At 64.4% G+C, this 15221-nt stretch carries 18 protein-coding genes; 8 read left to right on the forward strand and 10 right to left on the reverse strand.

Annotated features, from left to right (window positions below):
• Positions 1 to 74: 74 nt before the first annotated feature.
• The gene (locus AWB77_RS27480; protein ID WP_061137623.1) at positions 75 to 731 is read right to left on the reverse strand and encodes a DUF1345 domain-containing protein; all 657 of its coding nucleotides are present in this window, start codon (positions 729 to 731) and stop codon (positions 75 to 77) included.
• Between the two features lie 246 nt (positions 732 to 977).
• Between AWB77_RS27480 and AWB77_RS27485 the strand changes: the two genes are divergently transcribed.
• Positions 978 to 1715 (forward strand): metallophosphoesterase, encoded by a 738-nt coding sequence (locus tag AWB77_RS27485; protein WP_082852766.1) that lies wholly within the window; start codon positions 978 to 980, stop codon positions 1713 to 1715.
• Positions 1716 to 1806: 91 nt separating this feature from the next.
• Entirely contained in the window at positions 1807 to 3126 is a 1320-nt protein-coding gene (locus AWB77_RS27490; RefSeq protein WP_061137625.1) for a DNA topoisomerase IB, read from the forward strand.
• A gap of 22 nt (positions 3127 to 3148) precedes the next feature.
• On the opposite strand, the gene AWB77_RS27495 is transcribed toward AWB77_RS27490, so the two are convergent.
• The 3 genes from AWB77_RS27495 to AWB77_RS27505 all read right to left on the reverse strand — a co-directional run bounded on the left by AWB77_RS27495 (position 3149) and on the right by AWB77_RS27505 (position 4683).
• On the reverse strand, positions 3149 to 3880 hold the full coding sequence (locus AWB77_RS27495; RefSeq protein WP_061137626.1) for an RES family NAD+ phosphorylase: 732 nt from the start codon (positions 3878 to 3880) through the stop codon (positions 3149 to 3151).
• Complete coding sequence (locus tag AWB77_RS27500; RefSeq protein ID WP_061137627.1) at positions 3880 to 4317, reverse strand: MbcA/ParS/Xre antitoxin family protein; 438 nt, start codon at positions 4315 to 4317, stop codon at positions 3880 to 3882. Before AWB77_RS27500 ends, AWB77_RS27495 begins: the two co-directional genes overlap by 1 nt.
• Positions 4318 to 4410: 93 nt before the next feature.
• Positions 4411 to 4683: a DUF2866 domain-containing protein gene (locus AWB77_RS27505; protein WP_061137628.1), complete on the reverse strand. Its 273-nt coding sequence runs from the start codon at positions 4681 to 4683 to the stop codon at positions 4411 to 4413.
• 288 nt (positions 4684 to 4971) lie between these two features.
• On the opposite strand from AWB77_RS27505, the gene AWB77_RS27510 reads away from it, so the two are divergent.
• A complete protein-coding gene (locus AWB77_RS27510; RefSeq protein ID WP_061137734.1) occupies positions 4972 to 5196 on the forward strand; it encodes a hypothetical protein in 225 nt (74 codons plus the stop codon).
• A 17-nt stretch (positions 5197 to 5213) separates the two neighbouring features.
• Entirely contained in the window at positions 5214 to 5519 is a 306-nt protein-coding gene (locus AWB77_RS27515) for a hypothetical protein (protein WP_061137629.1), read from the forward strand.
• 76 nt (positions 5520 to 5595) lie between these two features.
• Here the strand turns inward: AWB77_RS27515 and AWB77_RS34100 are convergent, their stop codons facing one another.
• Positions 5596 to 5754, reverse strand: coding sequence for a DUF3309 family protein (locus tag AWB77_RS34100; protein WP_035502384.1), 159 nt, complete (start codon positions 5752 to 5754; stop codon positions 5596 to 5598).
• Positions 5755 to 6077: 323 nt separating this feature from the next.
• Positions 6078 to 7664 (reverse strand): inorganic phosphate transporter, encoded by a 1587-nt coding sequence (locus AWB77_RS27520; protein ID WP_061137630.1) that lies wholly within the window; start codon positions 7662 to 7664, stop codon positions 6078 to 6080.
• 179 nt (positions 7665 to 7843) lie between these two features.
• Here AWB77_RS27520 and AWB77_RS27525 point away from each other — a divergent pair, with 179 nt between their 5' ends.
• On the forward strand, positions 7844 to 9352 hold the full coding sequence (locus AWB77_RS27525) for a CHAD domain-containing protein (protein ID WP_061137631.1): 1509 nt from the start codon (positions 7844 to 7846) through the stop codon (positions 9350 to 9352).
• A 45-nt stretch (positions 9353 to 9397) separates the two neighbouring features.
• Positions 9398 to 10222 carry a TOBE domain-containing protein gene (locus tag AWB77_RS27530; protein WP_061137632.1) on the forward strand — a complete coding sequence of 275 codons (825 nt, stop codon included), beginning with the start codon at positions 9398 to 9400 and terminating at the stop codon, positions 10220 to 10222.
• 26 nt (positions 10223 to 10248) lie between these two features.
• Here AWB77_RS27530 and AWB77_RS27535 read toward each other — a convergent pair whose 3' ends face one another.
• Positions 10249 to 10935: a phosphatase PAP2 family protein gene (locus AWB77_RS27535; RefSeq protein ID WP_061137633.1), complete on the reverse strand. Its 687-nt coding sequence runs from the start codon at positions 10933 to 10935 to the stop codon at positions 10249 to 10251.
• Between the two features lie 334 nt (positions 10936 to 11269).
• On the opposite strand from AWB77_RS27535, the gene AWB77_RS27540 reads away from it, so the two are divergent.
• Both AWB77_RS27540 and AWB77_RS34105 read left to right on the forward strand, forming a co-directional pair.
• Positions 11270 to 12463, forward strand: coding sequence for an extracellular catalytic domain type 1 short-chain-length polyhydroxyalkanoate depolymerase (locus AWB77_RS27540; protein ID WP_157694931.1), 1194 nt, complete (start codon positions 11270 to 11272; stop codon positions 12461 to 12463).
• Between the two features lie 104 nt (positions 12464 to 12567).
• The gene (locus AWB77_RS34105) at positions 12568 to 12741 is read left to right on the forward strand and encodes a DUF3563 family protein (protein WP_064506479.1); all 174 of its coding nucleotides are present in this window, start codon (positions 12568 to 12570) and stop codon (positions 12739 to 12741) included.
• Positions 12742 to 12860: 119 nt separating this feature from the next.
• On the opposite strand, the gene AWB77_RS27545 is transcribed toward AWB77_RS34105, so the two are convergent.
• The 3 genes from AWB77_RS27545 to AWB77_RS27555 all read right to left on the reverse strand — a co-directional run bounded on the left by AWB77_RS27545 (position 12861) and on the right by AWB77_RS27555 (position 15191).
• Positions 12861 to 13682, reverse strand: a complete 822-nt coding sequence (locus AWB77_RS27545; protein ID WP_061137634.1) for a BPSS1780 family membrane protein — start codon at positions 13680 to 13682, stop codon at positions 12861 to 12863.
• 9 nt (positions 13683 to 13691) lie between these two features.
• Entirely contained in the window at positions 13692 to 14660 is a 969-nt protein-coding gene (locus tag AWB77_RS27550; protein WP_061137635.1) for a homoserine kinase, read from the reverse strand.
• Between the two features lie 120 nt (positions 14661 to 14780).
• Positions 14781 to 15191 carry a hypothetical protein gene (locus AWB77_RS27555; RefSeq protein ID WP_061137636.1) on the reverse strand — a complete coding sequence of 137 codons (411 nt, stop codon included), beginning with the start codon at positions 15189 to 15191 and terminating at the stop codon, positions 14781 to 14783.
• Positions 15192 to 15221: the final 30 nt, after the last annotated feature.

The following is a 15221-nucleotide window of genomic DNA, read 5'->3' on the forward strand; positions in this document are numbered from 1 at the left end:
ACTGACTGCGGCGCGCGCCGCGTTTTTACACGGCGCGTCCAGTGAGCTTATGGTGGGCGCGTGACAGCGTCGTTTCAGCCGCCGACCATGCTTGCCGCGATGTTGATCGACAGCCCGAGCACGGCGAGGTTGAAGAAGAACGACAGCACCGATTGCGCGAGCGCCGTGCGGCGTGCCGACGTCGAGGCGAGCGCGATGTCGGCGGTCTGCGACGCGACCGCTATCGTGAAGGAGAAGTAGAGGAAGTCCCAGTAACCCGGTCTGAGATGACGGTCGGGAAATCTGAGCGCGACATCGTTGTCCGGGGACTGGTAATAGTGCCGCGCGTAGTGGAGCGTGAACATCGTCGGGATGAGGAACCAGGCGCCGAGCATCGTCGCGCCTGTTAGCACGTAGTGCAGCACAGCGCCCGAGCCCATGTTCTTCGCCGTCGCCAGTTCGACGACGATCGCCACGATGCTCGCGATCGCCGCAACGCTCACGATCATCAGCACGGTCGCGGCGTTTTCGTCCTCGCGTTCGGCGAGCTCCTGCACGTCGCTCTGGCGCGCGGACGCCATCTTCAGCCACAGCAACACGAGATAGAGCCATACGGCCGTGTCCCAGCCGATCAATGCCCGCGCGGTCGCGCGCACGTGCGCCGGAACCAGAGCGGCGACGACGCAGCCGACCGCGAGACCGATCAGCGCGCGCGGCCGGTTGCGCAGGACTGGCGGGAACATGAGCTTCATTTCGTTGGTGTCCGCATGAGAGGCAGGTACGCCCGACGCCGCGATTATTGCCCGCGCGCCTTTCAACAAGCTGAGTTCCAGAACGCTGCAATACTGCCATCCCGTCCGGGCGTGCACGGCAGCTTTTACGCGCTGCTTCGCTGCGCCGGTAACGCCGTTGTAACGAGTGTGCAAGCGCCTTCCAAACTGCTTGCAAAAGCGATTTAGGCCGCACACGACGTCATTGACGCGCGCTATCATCGGTGCATGAATGGTCCTACCTATCCTATCGTCGTCAGGCATCCCGCCAATGATCTCGGCCGCGATTTCGTGGTCGGCGATCTGCATGGCTGCGTCGATGCGCTGCGCTTTCTTCTGCACGAAATCGGTTTCGATGGCGCGCGCGACCGGCTGTTCTCGGTCGGCGATCTCGTCGATCGCGGCACGGACTCGCTCGCCGCGATCGATCTCATCGACAAGCCGTGGTTCTATCCGGTGCTCGGCAATCACGAGGATGCGCTGATCGCGGTCGCGGCGGGCGCGATGCGCCGTCAGTCGTGGTACGCGATCGGCGGCGCGTGGGCCGAAACGATCCCCGACGACGAACTCGCCACGCTCGCCACGCGCCTGTCGACGCTGCCGCTCGTGCGCATCGTCGGTGAGGGCGAGCGGCGCTTCAACGTGCTGCATGCGGAGTTCTTCGGCAACGATGCCGAACTCGACGCCGGCGACTTCCACGAAGACGTGCGCGGCCAGATCCTGTGGGGCCGCGGCCTCGCGCTCGGCCACGCGGACCCGGCGCAGCAGTTCGGCCTGTCGCCCACGTATTGCGGCCATACGCCGACGCGCGCGGTGAAGAGAATCGGCTCGCAGATTTACATCGATACGTGCGCGTTCGCGCCCGAAGGCCGGCTCACGATCGTCCAGGCCGGCACCGACGAGCGCTGGTCGGTGAAGGAGCGCTGGGCGTCGTCCGAAGGCGCGAGCGAACTCGCGTGGCCTTGACGCCCAACTAACCCGGCACGCACGTTGCTCGACGTTTCGCCAACGATCGAAGATCAACCGAATCAGTGGAAACTACCGGGCGAGGCGCGCTGTGGCGAGAATCGGAACGAACAACGAAACAGGCGGCGGGGCCAGCGCCCCCTTAAGCGCGGGCGTGCAGGGGTGCCCTGAAGACCTGCCGCCGGGCCTGCGCTATATGGACGATTCACGGCGCGGCTATACGCGCGAATGGATCGACGGCGCCTTCGCGTACTTCAACACGCAGGGCAAGCGCATCGACGACGAAGCCGAGATTCGCCGCATCAACGCGCTCGCGATTCCGCCCGCTTACGTCGATGTCTGGATTTGCCCCGATTCGCGCGGCCATCTCCAGGCGACCGGGCGCGATGCGCGCGGGCGCAAGCAATATCGATATCACCCGCAATGGCGCGAAACCCGCGACGCCAACAAGTACGAGCGCATGCTCGCGTTCTCTGCGGTGCTGCCGAAGCTGCGCGCGCGCGTCACGCGCGATCTGTCGCTCGACGGCATGCCGCGCGACAAGGTGCTCGCCACCGTCGTGCGGCTGCTCGATACGACGCTGATCCGCGTCGGCAGCGAAGAATATGCGCGGGAGAATCGCTCGTACGGGCTGACGACGCTGCGAAAGCGTCATCTGAAAGTGTCGGCGGGAACGCTGCGGTTCAGGTTTCGCGGCAAGAGCGGCATCGAGCACGATGTCGCCGTGAGCGACGCGCGTGTCGCGCGCATCGTCAAACGCTGCATGGACCTGCCGGGCCAGGATTTGTTCCAGTATCTCGACGCCGACGGCGAGCGCCATTCGGTTTCTTCATCCGATATCAACGATTATCTGCGCGAGATAACCGGCGCCGATTTCACGGCGAAGGACTACCGGACATGGGCGGGCAGCGTGTTCGCGCTCGCGGCGCTGAGAAAGCTGAACTGGGAGACGGTGACGGAGGCGCGCAAGCATATCGTCGGCACGGTCAAGGAAGTCTCGCAACTGCTGCGCAACACGCCCGCCGTGTGCCGCAAGTGTTATGTGCATCCGGCGGTGATCGAGGCGTTCGAAGCGGGCGAACTCGCCGAGTCGATGCCCGCGACCCGCCGTCACGGACTCAAGACCGACGAAGCGGCCCTCGCGATCTTCCTCGAAAAGGAAGCGAAACGCCGCACGCGCGAGGCGGCGCGCAAGAACCGCAAGGGCGCTGCGCCGAGCGATGCGCGCCTCACGCGGCTGCTCGGCGAATCGAGCCGCAAGGCGCGCGCCGGTGCGCTGAAGGCGAGCGGCAAGAACGCGGCGTCGCAGGCTCTGGAAAACGTCGCGAAAAAGCCGGCGAGCAAGGCGGCGCGCCCGGCGTCGAAGAAGCTCGCGCGTGTGCGCACGCAAACGGCGGTGGCGATCGGCTAGGGCGTGTGAAACGTTTGCCCGATCAGCCGATTCGATTCAGCTCGAAGACGTAATCGATCGTCTCGCCGTTCCAGTTGTACTCGAGATACGCGGCGTGGCGGCAGTCGCGCAACATCGTCGTGCGCAGGGCGGCGAGGCATTCCCCATCCGGATCGCGCACCGACGGATACACGATGCCCGGCGCACCCGCCGTGCGCACCGCGCGCCCAAGCGCCTTGCCCGCGGAGTAGTCATCGGGCGCGAGGATGCGCGTGTCGAGCCCGGCTTGCGCGATCGCGTCGCCACGCAGATCGACGGCTTCTCCATGCGTCGTCACGCGATAGAGACGCATCTGCTGGCGCAGCGGCGCTTCGTTCGTCGCGGCGAGAAAGAGTCCCGAGTGATAGCGCGTTTCCGCAATCGCCGTCTGACGTTCGCGGCCGCAATAGAACACACCGTAGCTGCCGTCGGAGAAGCGGCTGCCGTTCGGATTCAAGTGCGTGAACGCGGCCATGATCGGCCCGCAACCCGGCCCGAAGCAGCGCTCGTCGGGCGGCACGAGATCGAGTTCGCCGAGTTCCGTGCGCAGCCGGTCGTTGGTCATGGCTTCGAGCGCGTAGAGCGCCTCGAAATCTTCTGGCGACGCCACGCGATCGAATAGATTGACAGCCGGAAAGCGTGTGGGGATCACGCGATATGCAGGCGACCAGTCGATGAGGCTATGCGGCCAGCGTTCGCGCCAGTTCGACGTTTCCTTGCTGAAAGCGATCCCCATCACGCCCAGCCGCCTCGCATCGCATCGAGGTATTGGCGTACGGCGACGAGATCGCTGATATTGCCCGCGAGCAACCGATCCAGCGCCGGGCGGCCGCCGAACGGCGGCGCCGCGTTGGCGCGGCGAATCCAGGTGTCAGCGGCTTTGGGATCGGGAAGGAGGATTTGCAGTGCCTTGTAGATGCCGAGAATCAGCGAAAGGCGCTCCAGCGTGTCCCGCGCGAGGCGGGCGGATTCGGGGTCCTGCTTCCACTTGAAATAGGTAGAGCGCCCGGGCGAGCCTAGCAGCGTAATCTGCTCTTCGGCGGATAGCTCCCAGTCGCTGGCGATGCGGAAAAAGGCGCGCAGGCCGGCGGCGGAGAGATCGCTCGAATCCAGCGCCGGACGCGGCACCGGGCGGCCTGCCGGCGCATGTTCGGCGCGTGCGGCGTTAGACATGTCATCAAGTCTCGAAAGGAACTTGTCCTGCATATTAGTCCATATATGGATTAATGCAAGGATGTCATGCGCTTTTCTGCTCGCGGCGCCGGATCATTCTTCGTCGTCGGACGGACCATAGCGGCGGCCCGGCACGTGCGATTTGAGCGCATCGGCGATCTGCGACGGCGTGCAGTCGGCGGGAAGCACGCAGCACTGCACGCGCTGATCGTTTTTCATCACCCATTCGACCATTCGATACGGCGCGCCCCAAGGTCGCTCGACCGGCAGCGACAGACGGCATTCGCGCAGCGTGAGCGCGTACTGTTTGCGCATCGTCGGGGCGAGATTGGCGGAGCTTCGGCGTGCGACGGTGTTTGCTGGCATGGCACATTCCTCTCGGTGATGGGTCGGCCGTCCGGTGCGGACGGCGGCATTGGAGCCGGATCGCGAGACGAGTGTGTCGGCAGAGAATTAAGCGCAACTTAATCGCTAAGGATGGCCTTTGGGAGCGCGGCGAAATGTCGCCGCACACCATTCGCGATGTCACCGATGGCGGCCGCATACGCCGGTCAAGAGGCGCTTCGGCATTTTCGCCACGTCGCGCGGCGCTCGTTTGCCGCCGCGTCGGCTTACTGTATATTCGTACAGCTTGTCTGCAACAGGAGCTTGCCGATGACCCCACGCAACGATCCGCTCGAAGCCGCTGCGCTCGAACGTTTCATGCGCGCGACGCGCGCGGTCAACGCGGCGTTCGATGCCACGCGCGGCGAGTCCGGTTTCGAGCCGGACGGGCATTCTGTCGCGCGCTCCCTCGAGCGTCTCGACGCCGCGTTGCGCGAACTGGAAACATCCGAGCAGTCGCTCGACGCCATCCTCTCGCGCAGAGCGGGCCACTAACCGTTGGAGCGAATCACTTGAAGCGCGTATTCCTGATCGTCGTTCTTCTGATCGGCTCGTCATCGCTTTTCGCGGCCGAGCGCTATACCGAAGTCTGGAATCCTCCCGAAGCACAGTCCGTGAAGGGCAAGAGCAAGACGCACGCGGCGCAGACCGCGGCGAAGAAAAAGCGCAAGAGCGCGACGCCAGTCAAACAGGTCGCCGATAAAACCGCTAGCGAGCAGCCGAACGCGACGCCGCGTCCGAAGACCATGTCGCCCAAGCAGAATGAGCCCGTCATTCCGCGCAAGATCGAACCGAACGGCCAGGTGATGCGCGTCTGAGCACGCAAGAACGAACGTAAAAAAGGGCGCTCCGACGGAGCGCCCTTTTTTTGCGACTAAGCGCGGCAGTGTGACTTCACAAGCGGCCCATCAACAAAAGCACGATCACCACGACCAGCACGACGCCAAGAATACCGCTCGGCCCGTAGCCCCAACTGCGGCTATGCGGCCAGGACGGAATGGCGCCGATCAAGAGCAGGATCAGGATGATCAGCAGAATGGTTCCGATCGTCATTCGACTCTCCTTATTAAAATTGACCGCTTGACGGATCGGCGCCCGGCGCAGCCTCCCAACTGTCATCGACAGTCATACGCCGGGTGTGCGGCGGCGCTGGGCCGCCGGCGCGATCAGTGTTGCGATCGACGGACTCAGTAGAGCAATGGCCGTGCCAATGCGCACGAAAGCCCGTGGCGCAAGGCTTTCCGCGCAGCGGCGCAATGCGCGCGTGAACCGACGATTGTCGAAAAGGAGAGTCGAAACGAAGCGCGGTAGGCAAAAGTTGCACGGCGCGGGCAAGCCCTTAGAAGGCTTCGCGCGCCGTTTGTCCGATCCGGCGTTCAGAAGATGCCGCGGAACGCCCAGAACAGCAGTCCCGAGAGCGCGATCGATACCGGCAGCGTCAGAATCCACGCGAGCGCGAGACTGCGCACTGTGCGCCACTGCAATCCGGAGCCGTTCGCGGCCATCGTGCCCGCGACGCCCGACGACAGTACGTGCGTCGTGCTGACGGGCAGGCCATAGGCATCGGCGGCGCCGATGGTCAGCATCGCGACCAGTTCCGCCGATGCGCCTTGCCCGTAGGTCAGATGCGTCTTGCCAATGCGCTCGCCTACCGTCACGACGATGCGCTTCCAGCCGACCATCGTGCCCAGACCGAGCGCGACGGCCACGGCGACCTTCACCCACGTCGGAATGAACTTGGTCGCGTGGTCGAGCTGCTTCTTGTAGTTGTTGAGCACGGCGTCATCGTCCGTCGAAAACGCGGGCGCTTTCTGTTTCTCCATGATGCGCAGCGCCTCGGACGCGATGTACATCTCGTTGCGCACGTTGCGAACATTGCCCTGCGGCACGTCGGCGATCGTCGGGCTCGGGCGAATCTGCGATTCGATGGAATCGACGAGACTCTTCAGCGACGCGATCGTGTTCGGCGCGAGCGTTTTCGTCTGTACGAATTTCTCGACCTGCGCGCGCGCGTCGGCAGCGGGCGCCGCGCCGTTGCTGTAGCGCTGCAGCACGCCGGATGCGCTGTGGCTCACCGCGACGAAGGTCTGCGTTTCGTTCGCCGTCACGGCCTTGTTTAGCGCGTATGCGGTCGGCACCGTGCCGATCAGGATCAGCATGATGAGGCCCATGCCTTTCTGGCCATCGTTCGATCCGTGCGCGAACGACACGCCCGTGCACGTCAGGATCAGCAGGCAGCGAATCCAGAACGGCGGCGGCGTGTTCTTCTCTGGCTCCTTGTAGAGCGCCGGCACGCGCACGACCAGCTTCAGCACGTAAAGCAGAAAGCCCGCGAGGATGAAGCCGACGAGCGGCGAGAACAGCAGCGACTTGCCGACCGACATCGCCTGACTCCAGTCGACGCCCGACGTCCCGTTCGTGCCGTGCAGCATCTGGTTCATCAGGCCGACGCCGATCACCGAACCGATCAGCGTGTGCGAACTCGAAGAGGGAAGACCGAGCGCCCAGGTGCCGAGATTCCAGATGATCGCCGCGATCAGAAGGGCGAAGACCATCGCGAAGCCTTGCGAGCTGCCGACGCCCAGGATGAGTTCGACCGGCAGCAACTGCAGGATGCCGAAGGCGACCGCGCCACTCGAAATCAGCACGCCGATGAAATTCCAAGCGCCCGACCAGACGACCGCTAAGTTTGGCGTCAACGAGTGCGTGTAAATTACGGTGGCAACGGCGTTGGCCGTATCGTGAAATCCGTTGACGAATTCGAAGCCGAGCGCGATCAGCAGCGCAACGCCGAGCAGGATGTACGGAAACGCCGACGATTCGCGTACCGGCGCGAGGTCTTCGAGCAGATGCAGCACGCAATAGACGGCGCCCGCGCCGATGGCGAGCAAAAAGATCAGCAGCGCGAGTCGCTGCCCGAACGTGCGGCCCTCTCGGGATTGGGGAAAGGCAATCTGGTTCATGTCGCGTCCTTGGGGGCTGGTCCTGCGCGAGTCGTATCGGAAGATGACAGGTAGACAAGAAGCGTTTCTGAAGCTCGAATGAGCATGTTTCCCGTGGCGTGTGTCGTTTTCATGAATCGGGAAATGACAATGATTTCGTATGAATTGAGGGGCGGCGCAAGACCGCTCAGGGAGCGTTCATGACGATGTGGGTCGAAGTGACGTTGCAACCGCATCGATCGGACGACGAAGCGATCGGTCCGCTCGCGGACGAATTGCAGCGCATTGCCGCGTTTGCGCATGTGACGCCCGCGCCGACGCGCTATTCCACGCGCGAGATTCCTTTGGAAAGCGCGGGCTGGCGGCTGATGGTCCAAACGCAAGAGGGCGCGCGCACGTTGTGCGCCGTGCAGGAGGAAGGCGCGCCGATGCCCGGCTTCACGCGCTATCGGACCTTCGCGCGGCCTGCGGGCGAGGATCTGGCGGCGTCGCTGATCGACTTCGCGCAATCCGACGATGCGCTCGCCGGGCCGCTCGAGGGCGCGCAGCGGCATATGCGGCCGGAAAGCGCCGCGACGCCCGAGGACGACGGCGGCGAAACCGTCGGCGTTCCTGAGCGCAAGATCGAGCGCATTCAATGGCGCGTCGAGAAAGGCGGCGCGGAAGTCCTCGTGACGCTCGAAACGCCGGAGCACGGCTCGCCGGTGTTGCGGTTCGCGACGCCGGCGGTGAACGGCGCGCTCGACGCCGTTTTCGGCCTCGCGGGCGACGTGCTCGACGCGGCGCCGTTCTTCATCGCACCGGACGACGCGCAGGAAGCGCGCAGCGAGCCTGTGCATGCCGCGAAGCTCGATCTGCCGCGCACCGCGACGCGCCGCGAAGCGTTCGTTGCGATCGCGGCGTCGGTGGCCGCCCAATGGTTCGGCAACGCGGCGGCTGCGCGCCCGAATCTCGGCGATGAACACGTGCATCAGTTGCGCGTCGCGCAGCGGCGGCTGAAGACGCTGCTCAAGCTCTTTCGCGACTATGTCGACGATGCCTGGAACACGCGCATCGCGCCCGATCTGAAGTGGTTCGGCGATCAGCTCGCCGATGCGCGCGACTGGGACGTCTTCACCGACAAGACGCTGCCCGCGTACGCCGAAGCGGACGACAGCGCAGATCGCTGGCAGCCCGTCATCGCCGCTGCGGACGTGAAGCGCCAGGTCGCGCGCGACAAGGTGCGCGACGCGCTCGCGTCGAAACGCTATGCGCGCCTGACACTCGCGTTCGTCGAATGGCTCGCGCGCTTTGCATCGCACGAGGACGAGTCGCCGGTGCGCTTCGTCAGTTATGCGGAAAAGCGGCTGCGCAAGGATTATCGGCGGATCGCGCGCGTGCCCGATCTGGTGTCGCTCGAAGCACACGAACGGCATCGCGTGCGTATCCACGCAAAACGCCTGCGCTACGCGCTCGAATTTTTTCGCGCGGTGACGTCGCGGCGCACGCGCAAGGACACGGCGAAGCTGCTCGGCGAGTTGCAGACGGTGCTCGGCGAAGCGAACGATGCGTCCGTCGCCGCCGATCGGCTCGCGGCCTTGTCCGAAGCCACCGACTATCAGCGCGGTTTCGCGCGGGCGTGGGGCGCGGCGTCGGCGCGAAAGGACGCGCAGGAGGGCGAGCGGCTGCTTCGGGCGCTGCATCGTCCGCGTGTGAAGGCATCGATATAATGCGTCACGCGTTTCATTGTTTCAGCACGATCCAAGAGGCGATAAGTGAATACAACAGCACCGTCCAAGGCACGTGATCCGCTGGAACTCGGCGGCGCCGTATGGCTGCGAAGCGGCACGGAAACGCTCGGCGGCGCGGCGCGCATCACGCTGCTGGCCGCGATCCGCGACTCGGGATCCATCACCGCGGCGGCGAAGGCCGTCGGCATGAGCTACAAGGCCGCGTGGGATGCGGTCGACGCGATGAACAACCTCGCCGGCGAGCCGCTCGTGACGACCGCGGCGGGCGGCCGAGGCGGAGGCGGCACGACGCTCACGCCAGCGGCGCTGCGTCTCATCGACACATATCGCGCGATCGAGCGCGAGCATCGAAAATTTCTGGAACGGGCGGGCGCGGCCATCGAGGGCTTCGCCCGCGATTGGCAACTTATCGGGAGACTTGGCATGAAAACAAGCGCACGCAACCAACTGGCCGGCAAGGTGACGAAGGTCACGCGCGGTGCGGTCAACGACGAAATCGAACTCGGCTTGCCGGGCGGCCAGACGATCGTCGCCGTCGTCACGCACGAGAGCACGCAGTCGCTGGGCCTGAAGGAAGGCAGCGAGGCGTTCGCGCTCATCAAGGCGTCGTGGGTGATGCTGATGGAAGACACGAATGCGAAGCTGTCCGCGCGCAATCAATTGCGCGGCACGATTGCCAGCGTGACGAAGGGCGCGGTGAATGCGGAAGTGTCGCTGTCGCTCGACGGCGGTACGACGATCACCGCGATCATTACGAACCAGAGCGCCGATACGCTCGGCCTCGCGCAAGGTCAGAAGGCGGTGGCGGTGATCAAGGCGTCGAGCGTGATTATTGGCGTGAACGACTGAGCGTCACGCCGAAGGCAGCGGCCGTTTCAGGCGGCGGCGCGTTCTTCTGAGGGTCGTTCTGTGCGGCGATCCGGTGCGCGGAAGGTTTTTGCCTTCCAGCTCGCCCGCACATAAGGGCGCTCGTGGCCCGACAGCCCGAGCGCGATTTCCGTGATCCAGTGCTGCGTGGGCACCGGCACGCCGTGCAAAGCCACGACGACGGCCGCGAGACTCGCCGCGACGGGCATCGGTGCGAGCTTGCCGGCCTCCGCGCGCCACGCGATCCACACGAACGCGAGCGCGACCACCGCGCCGAGCGCGCAGCCCGCCACCACTTCCGATACCGAATGCGCGTCCAGCACTACGCGCGACACGCCGACCCACGTGCCGATCAGCAGACCTAGCATGACGCCCGCGGCGCGCACTGCACCGCGCGCGGGCAGCAGCGCGACGAAAATCGCGACAGGCAGCACCGCCGTGGACATCAGCGCATGTCCGCTGATGCCGGTGAAATCAAGATGGCGCACGCCGATTCCCCAGCCGATGAACGCGATCTTGCTCAACGCGACGAGTCCGCTCGCCGCGCCGAGCAGCCCGAGCCAAGCGCCCGCATATTTCCAGCGATAACCGATTGCGAGCCATGCGGCGACGATCAGCGCCACGGGCCCCATGACGCCCACGCTGCCGAGCGCGGTGACGGAAATCCAGGCGGAAACGGGTAAGTCCACGTTCATTGTTGTTCTTGGGAATAAGGGTTGCTGCAGTGCGGCAGCGGCAGCGTGAACCGTTAAGCCGGCGGAAGATTCATTCGACACGCTGCCGCAAATTCTCACCAGTATACCGCTTGGGACGTTGCTGAATTATGCGACATTCCTTAAAGCTGCTCACGGTAACATCGCGTAACTTTCGCATATTTTCGGCTTCTTTATTGATTTACAGTTAATTCATCCAGATATGGAAGCCGGAGCGGTGCGCTGCGCAGCCGTTTTGGTGTTATTGTGCAATGCACAACCCGGCGCGGTTTTTCGTCGCGCCATCCGATTGCATGTTTGTGGAGGACCCAGCCGAATGCCAAAAAGCCTAACCAAGCTCTGGTTGCGCGGCTTGAGACGCCTGGTCGCCGGCCAGGTCGAACCGATCAGAACGCCGAAGCCGCGCGCCGCGGCCAAACCCACGCGCGCGAAGACCGCAACCAGGTCGAAGCTCAAGTCGGGTGCGGCGACGAAGGCGGCTGCGCCACGCGTCGGCACGAGCCCGGCGCCGCGCGAGTCGCGCGTGCGTCCGCGCGCTTCGGCGTGGGCGCGCGGGAAATGGGCGCGCTCGTATCATTCCGCGCCGCCGACGGCGGGCCGCTTCGTGAATCACATGTCGTACGCGCTCTATATGCCGCCGAAAGCCGACGCCGAGCCGATGCCGCTCGTCGTGATGCTGCACGGCTGCAAACAGAACGCGGACGAGTTCGCGCAAGGCACGCGCATCAATCTGCTCGCGGATCGTTATGGGTTCGCGGTGCTTTATCCCGAGCAGTCGAAACACGATCACGCGCATCGCTGCTGGCGCTGGTATGACGATTCGGGCAGCGGAGGCGGCGGCGAGGCCGCGTCCGTCGTGTCGCTGGTGAACGCGATGATCGAGCAGCACGATTTCGATCCCGAGCGCGTCTATCTTGCAGGCATGTCGGCCGGGGCGGGATTGTCGGCGCTGCTGGCGGTGCGTTATCCGCACATGTTCGCGGCCGTCGGACTGCACTCGGGTGTGGTTTTCGGCGAGGCCAACTCGGCGATCGGCGCGATGGATGTGATGCGCCGTGGCTCGCGCAGCGATCCCGTTGCGCTGATCGACGCGGCCGTCGACGTGCGCGCTTATCCGGGCATGCCGGCGATCATCGTGCACGGCGAACTGGACTCGGTGGTGACCGCGACCAATGCCGAACAACTCACGAAGCAGTTCCTGCGGCTGAACGGCTTTATCGATGCGGCGGGCAGTCGCCGCGCGGGCGAGGCGCGCGAGGAAACGCATCCGGATGGCGTCGTGACGGATTACTTCAAGAATGGCCGGCGGGTCGTGAAGACGTCGATCGTGCGCGGGCTCGGTCATTCCTGGGCCGGCGGCGACGATACCGTCGCGTTCCATTCGTCGAAAGGGCCGGATTCATCGGCGGTCATGTGGGAGTTCTTCAAGCATCAACGGCGTCCGAGCGAGACGCGCGCGATGCCTTCGTCGCATGAGGCGGGACGCCAGCGTTTCGAGTGTTGCAAATAAGTCTTTAGTATCAGTCTTCTAGCACGCAGGGCTTGGCTTGAATCAGGGATTACCCTATAATCGCTGTCATAGGTAGTAACCCTAGTATTCCAGCGAGGTCCACCATGTTTCTTCTTAGCCGCCTTTTCCTGTTCCTGACGAAGTCCGCCGACGAGCGCGATCGTGCGCGCGACGACGCTTATCTCGCAGAAGCCACTGACATCTACGATCTCGAATATCGTATGAAGAAGTTGGATAAGCGTGGCGCGGCGCGTCATCCGTCGTGGATGTCGAATTAAGCGCAACGTTTGATTCGTGAAAGCCGGCTTTCCAGCCGGCTTTTTTCGTTTTCGGGCCGCGAGCGTCTCTGCGCACGTGCACGCATCGCGCCCGCTCGATGTGCGCGTTGGTCAGGCGCTCAGGCGTTGGGCGTGCCGGGCGCTTCGGGAATATCGGGCGAGTCGGGCGACTGCACGCCGAAGCATCCGCGATAGGTTGCGTAGAACGAGCAATACAGCGCGGTCGTGACGATGATCGACGCGGGCATCAGCACCGCGAGCGCCATTTCCTGCCCCGCGCCGAGCGCCTGCATCAGCGCGGTCAGGCCGAACGAAACCGCGAGCGCGATGGCCATCCACAGCACGCCGTAGTAGACGAACGCGCCGCGATTGCGCCAGCACGAGACGAGGCTGAAGAACAGCGCTTTCGCGGGCGGAACGTCGTGCCATGCGACGAGGATCGGCGCGAACCAGAAGAGCATCGCGACGGGAAGGTAACACGCCATCGCGACGAGCACCGCGAGCGGGCTGAAGCTCGCGGCAACCGTTTCGGGATCGCCGCTCGGGCCGTCGCCCAGCATGATGCTGAGCAGCGTGCCGCCGTCCGCCAGCGCCGACGCCATGAAAATCACCATCATCGCGACGATGTACAGCGCGCCCAGCGCAAGCAGCCTGCGCGCGACGACGCCGCCGTAAGAACGGAATCCGTCGACGAGGATGGTCGGCCATACCGGCTTGCCCGCAATCGTGTTGCGGCACGCCGCCATGAAGCCGACCGCGACGCCCGGAATGAACAGCAGCGGCAGCAGCGGCCCGACGAGCGGCACGCGCGAGATCAGCGTCATCACGAACAGGTAGGCGAAGAACACCGTGAGAAACGCAAACGGGTTGCGGCGGAACAGCCATATTCCCTGACGGAACCACACATAGCCGGTTTTGGCGGGAACTTCGATCAGTCGCATGTCGCTGGGTTATCGGTTGACGGGAGAAGCGGATTGGACGCGTTCGCGCAGAATGCGTTCGAAATGGCCGGGATCGTGCGCTTTCAGCATCTGTGCTTCGCGCGGGCAATGGAAGTCGTACAGGCGCGAAACCCAGAAGCGCATCGCGCCGGCGCGCAGCATGTCGTTCCAGTGACGCTCTTCGGCCGGCGTGAACGGGCGCACGGTCTGATAGGCGCGCAGCAATGCATCGACGCGCGCGGCATCGAGCACGCCGGTGGCAAGATCGATGCACCAGTCGTTCACCGTCACGGCGACGTCGAAAAGCCACTTGTCGACGCCCGCGAAGTAGAAGTCGAAGAAGCCGCCGAGACGCGCGTGCTCGCGGCCGTGCGCGAAGAGCACGTTGTCGCGGAACAAATCGCAATGGCATGGACCGTCGGGCAGCGAAGCGTAATCCGCCGAACCGTAAAACGCCGCCTGATGCGCGAGTTCGTTCTCGAACAATTCGCGCTGCTCGCGGCTCAGAAATTCGACGATCGACGGCGCTTTCTCCTGCCACCACGACAGGCTGCGCAAATTAGGCTGATGCCGCGCGAAGTCGCGTCCCGCGAGATGCATGCGCGCGAGCATCTGACCGACTTCGATGCAATGCGCGGGCGTCGGCGTAAGTTCGGGCGCGCCTTCGAGCTTCGTCACGATCGACGCGGGCTTGCCGTGCAGCAATCCGAAGAGCGAGCCGTCGCGGCGCGGCATCGGATCGGGAACGGGCACGCGATGCGAGGCCAGATGGCGCATCAGATCGAGATAGAACGGCAGTTGCGTCGCCGTCAGATTCTCGAAGATCGTGAGCACATACTCGCCGTGCGTCGTCGTGAGAAAGAAGTTGCTGTTCTCGATGCCGGACTGGATGCCGCGAAATTCGACGACATCGCCGAGATCGTAGTCTTGCAGCCAGTCGCCGAGATCGGCGTTGGTGACGGGAGTGAAGACGGCCATGCGGAAAACGTCGGTCAGGTTGGGCGGCCGGGAAGCGGCCGGTGAATGATGCCGCCGGACAGGGCGCCACGGTGCGGTGACCCGCCCGAAAACGAGCGGGTCCGAAGCAATCTTGCGGGATCAGTAATGCAGGTTGATCGACGGCAGGCGCGTGCTCGCCTTGCCGTTGTCGCGCACTTGCGGCGATGTGTCGGCGGGCGCGCTCATCTGATAGCGCGTGCCGAAATTCGAACGCACGTCGATTTCGACGGGCTTGCCCTTGTCGCGGAACTCGGTGATTTCCGTGCCGTTCGTGCTCAGTTCGTGATAGCTCGGCATGCGCGGCGGCGAAATTTCGACCTTCGAGCTGACATTCGCGGGCGGACGGTTGATGGACTTCAGATCGGGCAGGCCCGCGGCTTCTTCCGGCGACATTTTCTGCACCGCTGGTTGAGGTGCCTCGTTGGCGGACTGCTGCGCCGGTTGCGCAAATGCGCCGAAGCTTGCTGCGGCGAGGACTGCCGCGGCGGCGGCGCAAAGGTGCGGCTTCATGATGGTTCTCCAGGCGATGGCCGGATTCTA

Origin of the sequence: Caballeronia fortuita (assembly GCF_001544835.2) — a bacterium.
Lineage (GTDB): Bacteria > Pseudomonadota > Gammaproteobacteria > Burkholderiales > Burkholderiaceae > Caballeronia > Caballeronia fortuita.

Excerpts from the sequence above, each read along its gene's own strand:
- AWB77_RS27480 (WP_061137623.1), bottom strand. The coding sequence starts at position 731 with ATGAAGCTCATGTTCCCGCCAGTCCTGCGCAACCGGCCGCGCGCGCTG.
- AWB77_RS27485 (WP_082852766.1), top strand. The coding sequence starts at position 978 with ATGAATGGTCCTACCTATCCTATCGTCGTCAGGCATCCCGCCAATGAT.
- AWB77_RS27495 (WP_061137626.1), bottom strand. The coding sequence starts at position 3,880 with ATGGGGATCGCTTTCAGCAAGGAAACGTCGAACTGGCGCGAACGCTGG.
- AWB77_RS27500 (WP_061137627.1), bottom strand. The coding sequence starts at position 4,317 with ATGTCTAACGCCGCACGCGCCGAACATGCGCCGGCAGGCCGCCCGGTG.
- AWB77_RS27505 (WP_061137628.1), bottom strand. The coding sequence starts at position 4,683 with ATGCCAGCAAACACCGTCGCACGCCGAAGCTCCGCCAATCTCGCCCCG.
- AWB77_RS27510 (WP_061137734.1), top strand. The coding sequence starts at position 4,972 with ATGACCCCACGCAACGATCCGCTCGAAGCCGCTGCGCTCGAACGTTTC.
- AWB77_RS34100 (WP_035502384.1), bottom strand. The coding sequence starts at position 5,754 with ATGACGATCGGAACCATTCTGCTGATCATCCTGATCCTGCTCTTGATC.
- AWB77_RS27520 (WP_061137630.1), bottom strand. The coding sequence starts at position 7,664 with ATGAACCAGATTGCCTTTCCCCAATCCCGAGAGGGCCGCACGTTCGGG.
- AWB77_RS27525 (WP_061137631.1), top strand. The coding sequence starts at position 7,844 with ATGACGATGTGGGTCGAAGTGACGTTGCAACCGCATCGATCGGACGAC.
- AWB77_RS27535 (WP_061137633.1), bottom strand. The coding sequence starts at position 10,935 with ATGAACGTGGACTTACCCGTTTCCGCCTGGATTTCCGTCACCGCGCTC.
- AWB77_RS27540 (WP_157694931.1), top strand. The coding sequence starts at position 11,270 with ATGCCAAAAAGCCTAACCAAGCTCTGGTTGCGCGGCTTGAGACGCCTG.
- AWB77_RS34105 (WP_064506479.1), top strand. The coding sequence starts at position 12,568 with ATGTTTCTTCTTAGCCGCCTTTTCCTGTTCCTGACGAAGTCCGCCGAC.
- AWB77_RS27545 (WP_061137634.1), bottom strand. The coding sequence starts at position 13,682 with ATGCGACTGATCGAAGTTCCCGCCAAAACCGGCTATGTGTGGTTCCGT.
- AWB77_RS27550 (WP_061137635.1), bottom strand. The coding sequence starts at position 14,660 with ATGGCCGTCTTCACTCCCGTCACCAACGCCGATCTCGGCGACTGGCTG.
- AWB77_RS27555 (WP_061137636.1), bottom strand. The coding sequence starts at position 15,191 with ATGAAGCCGCACCTTTGCGCCGCCGCCGCGGCAGTCCTCGCCGCAGCA.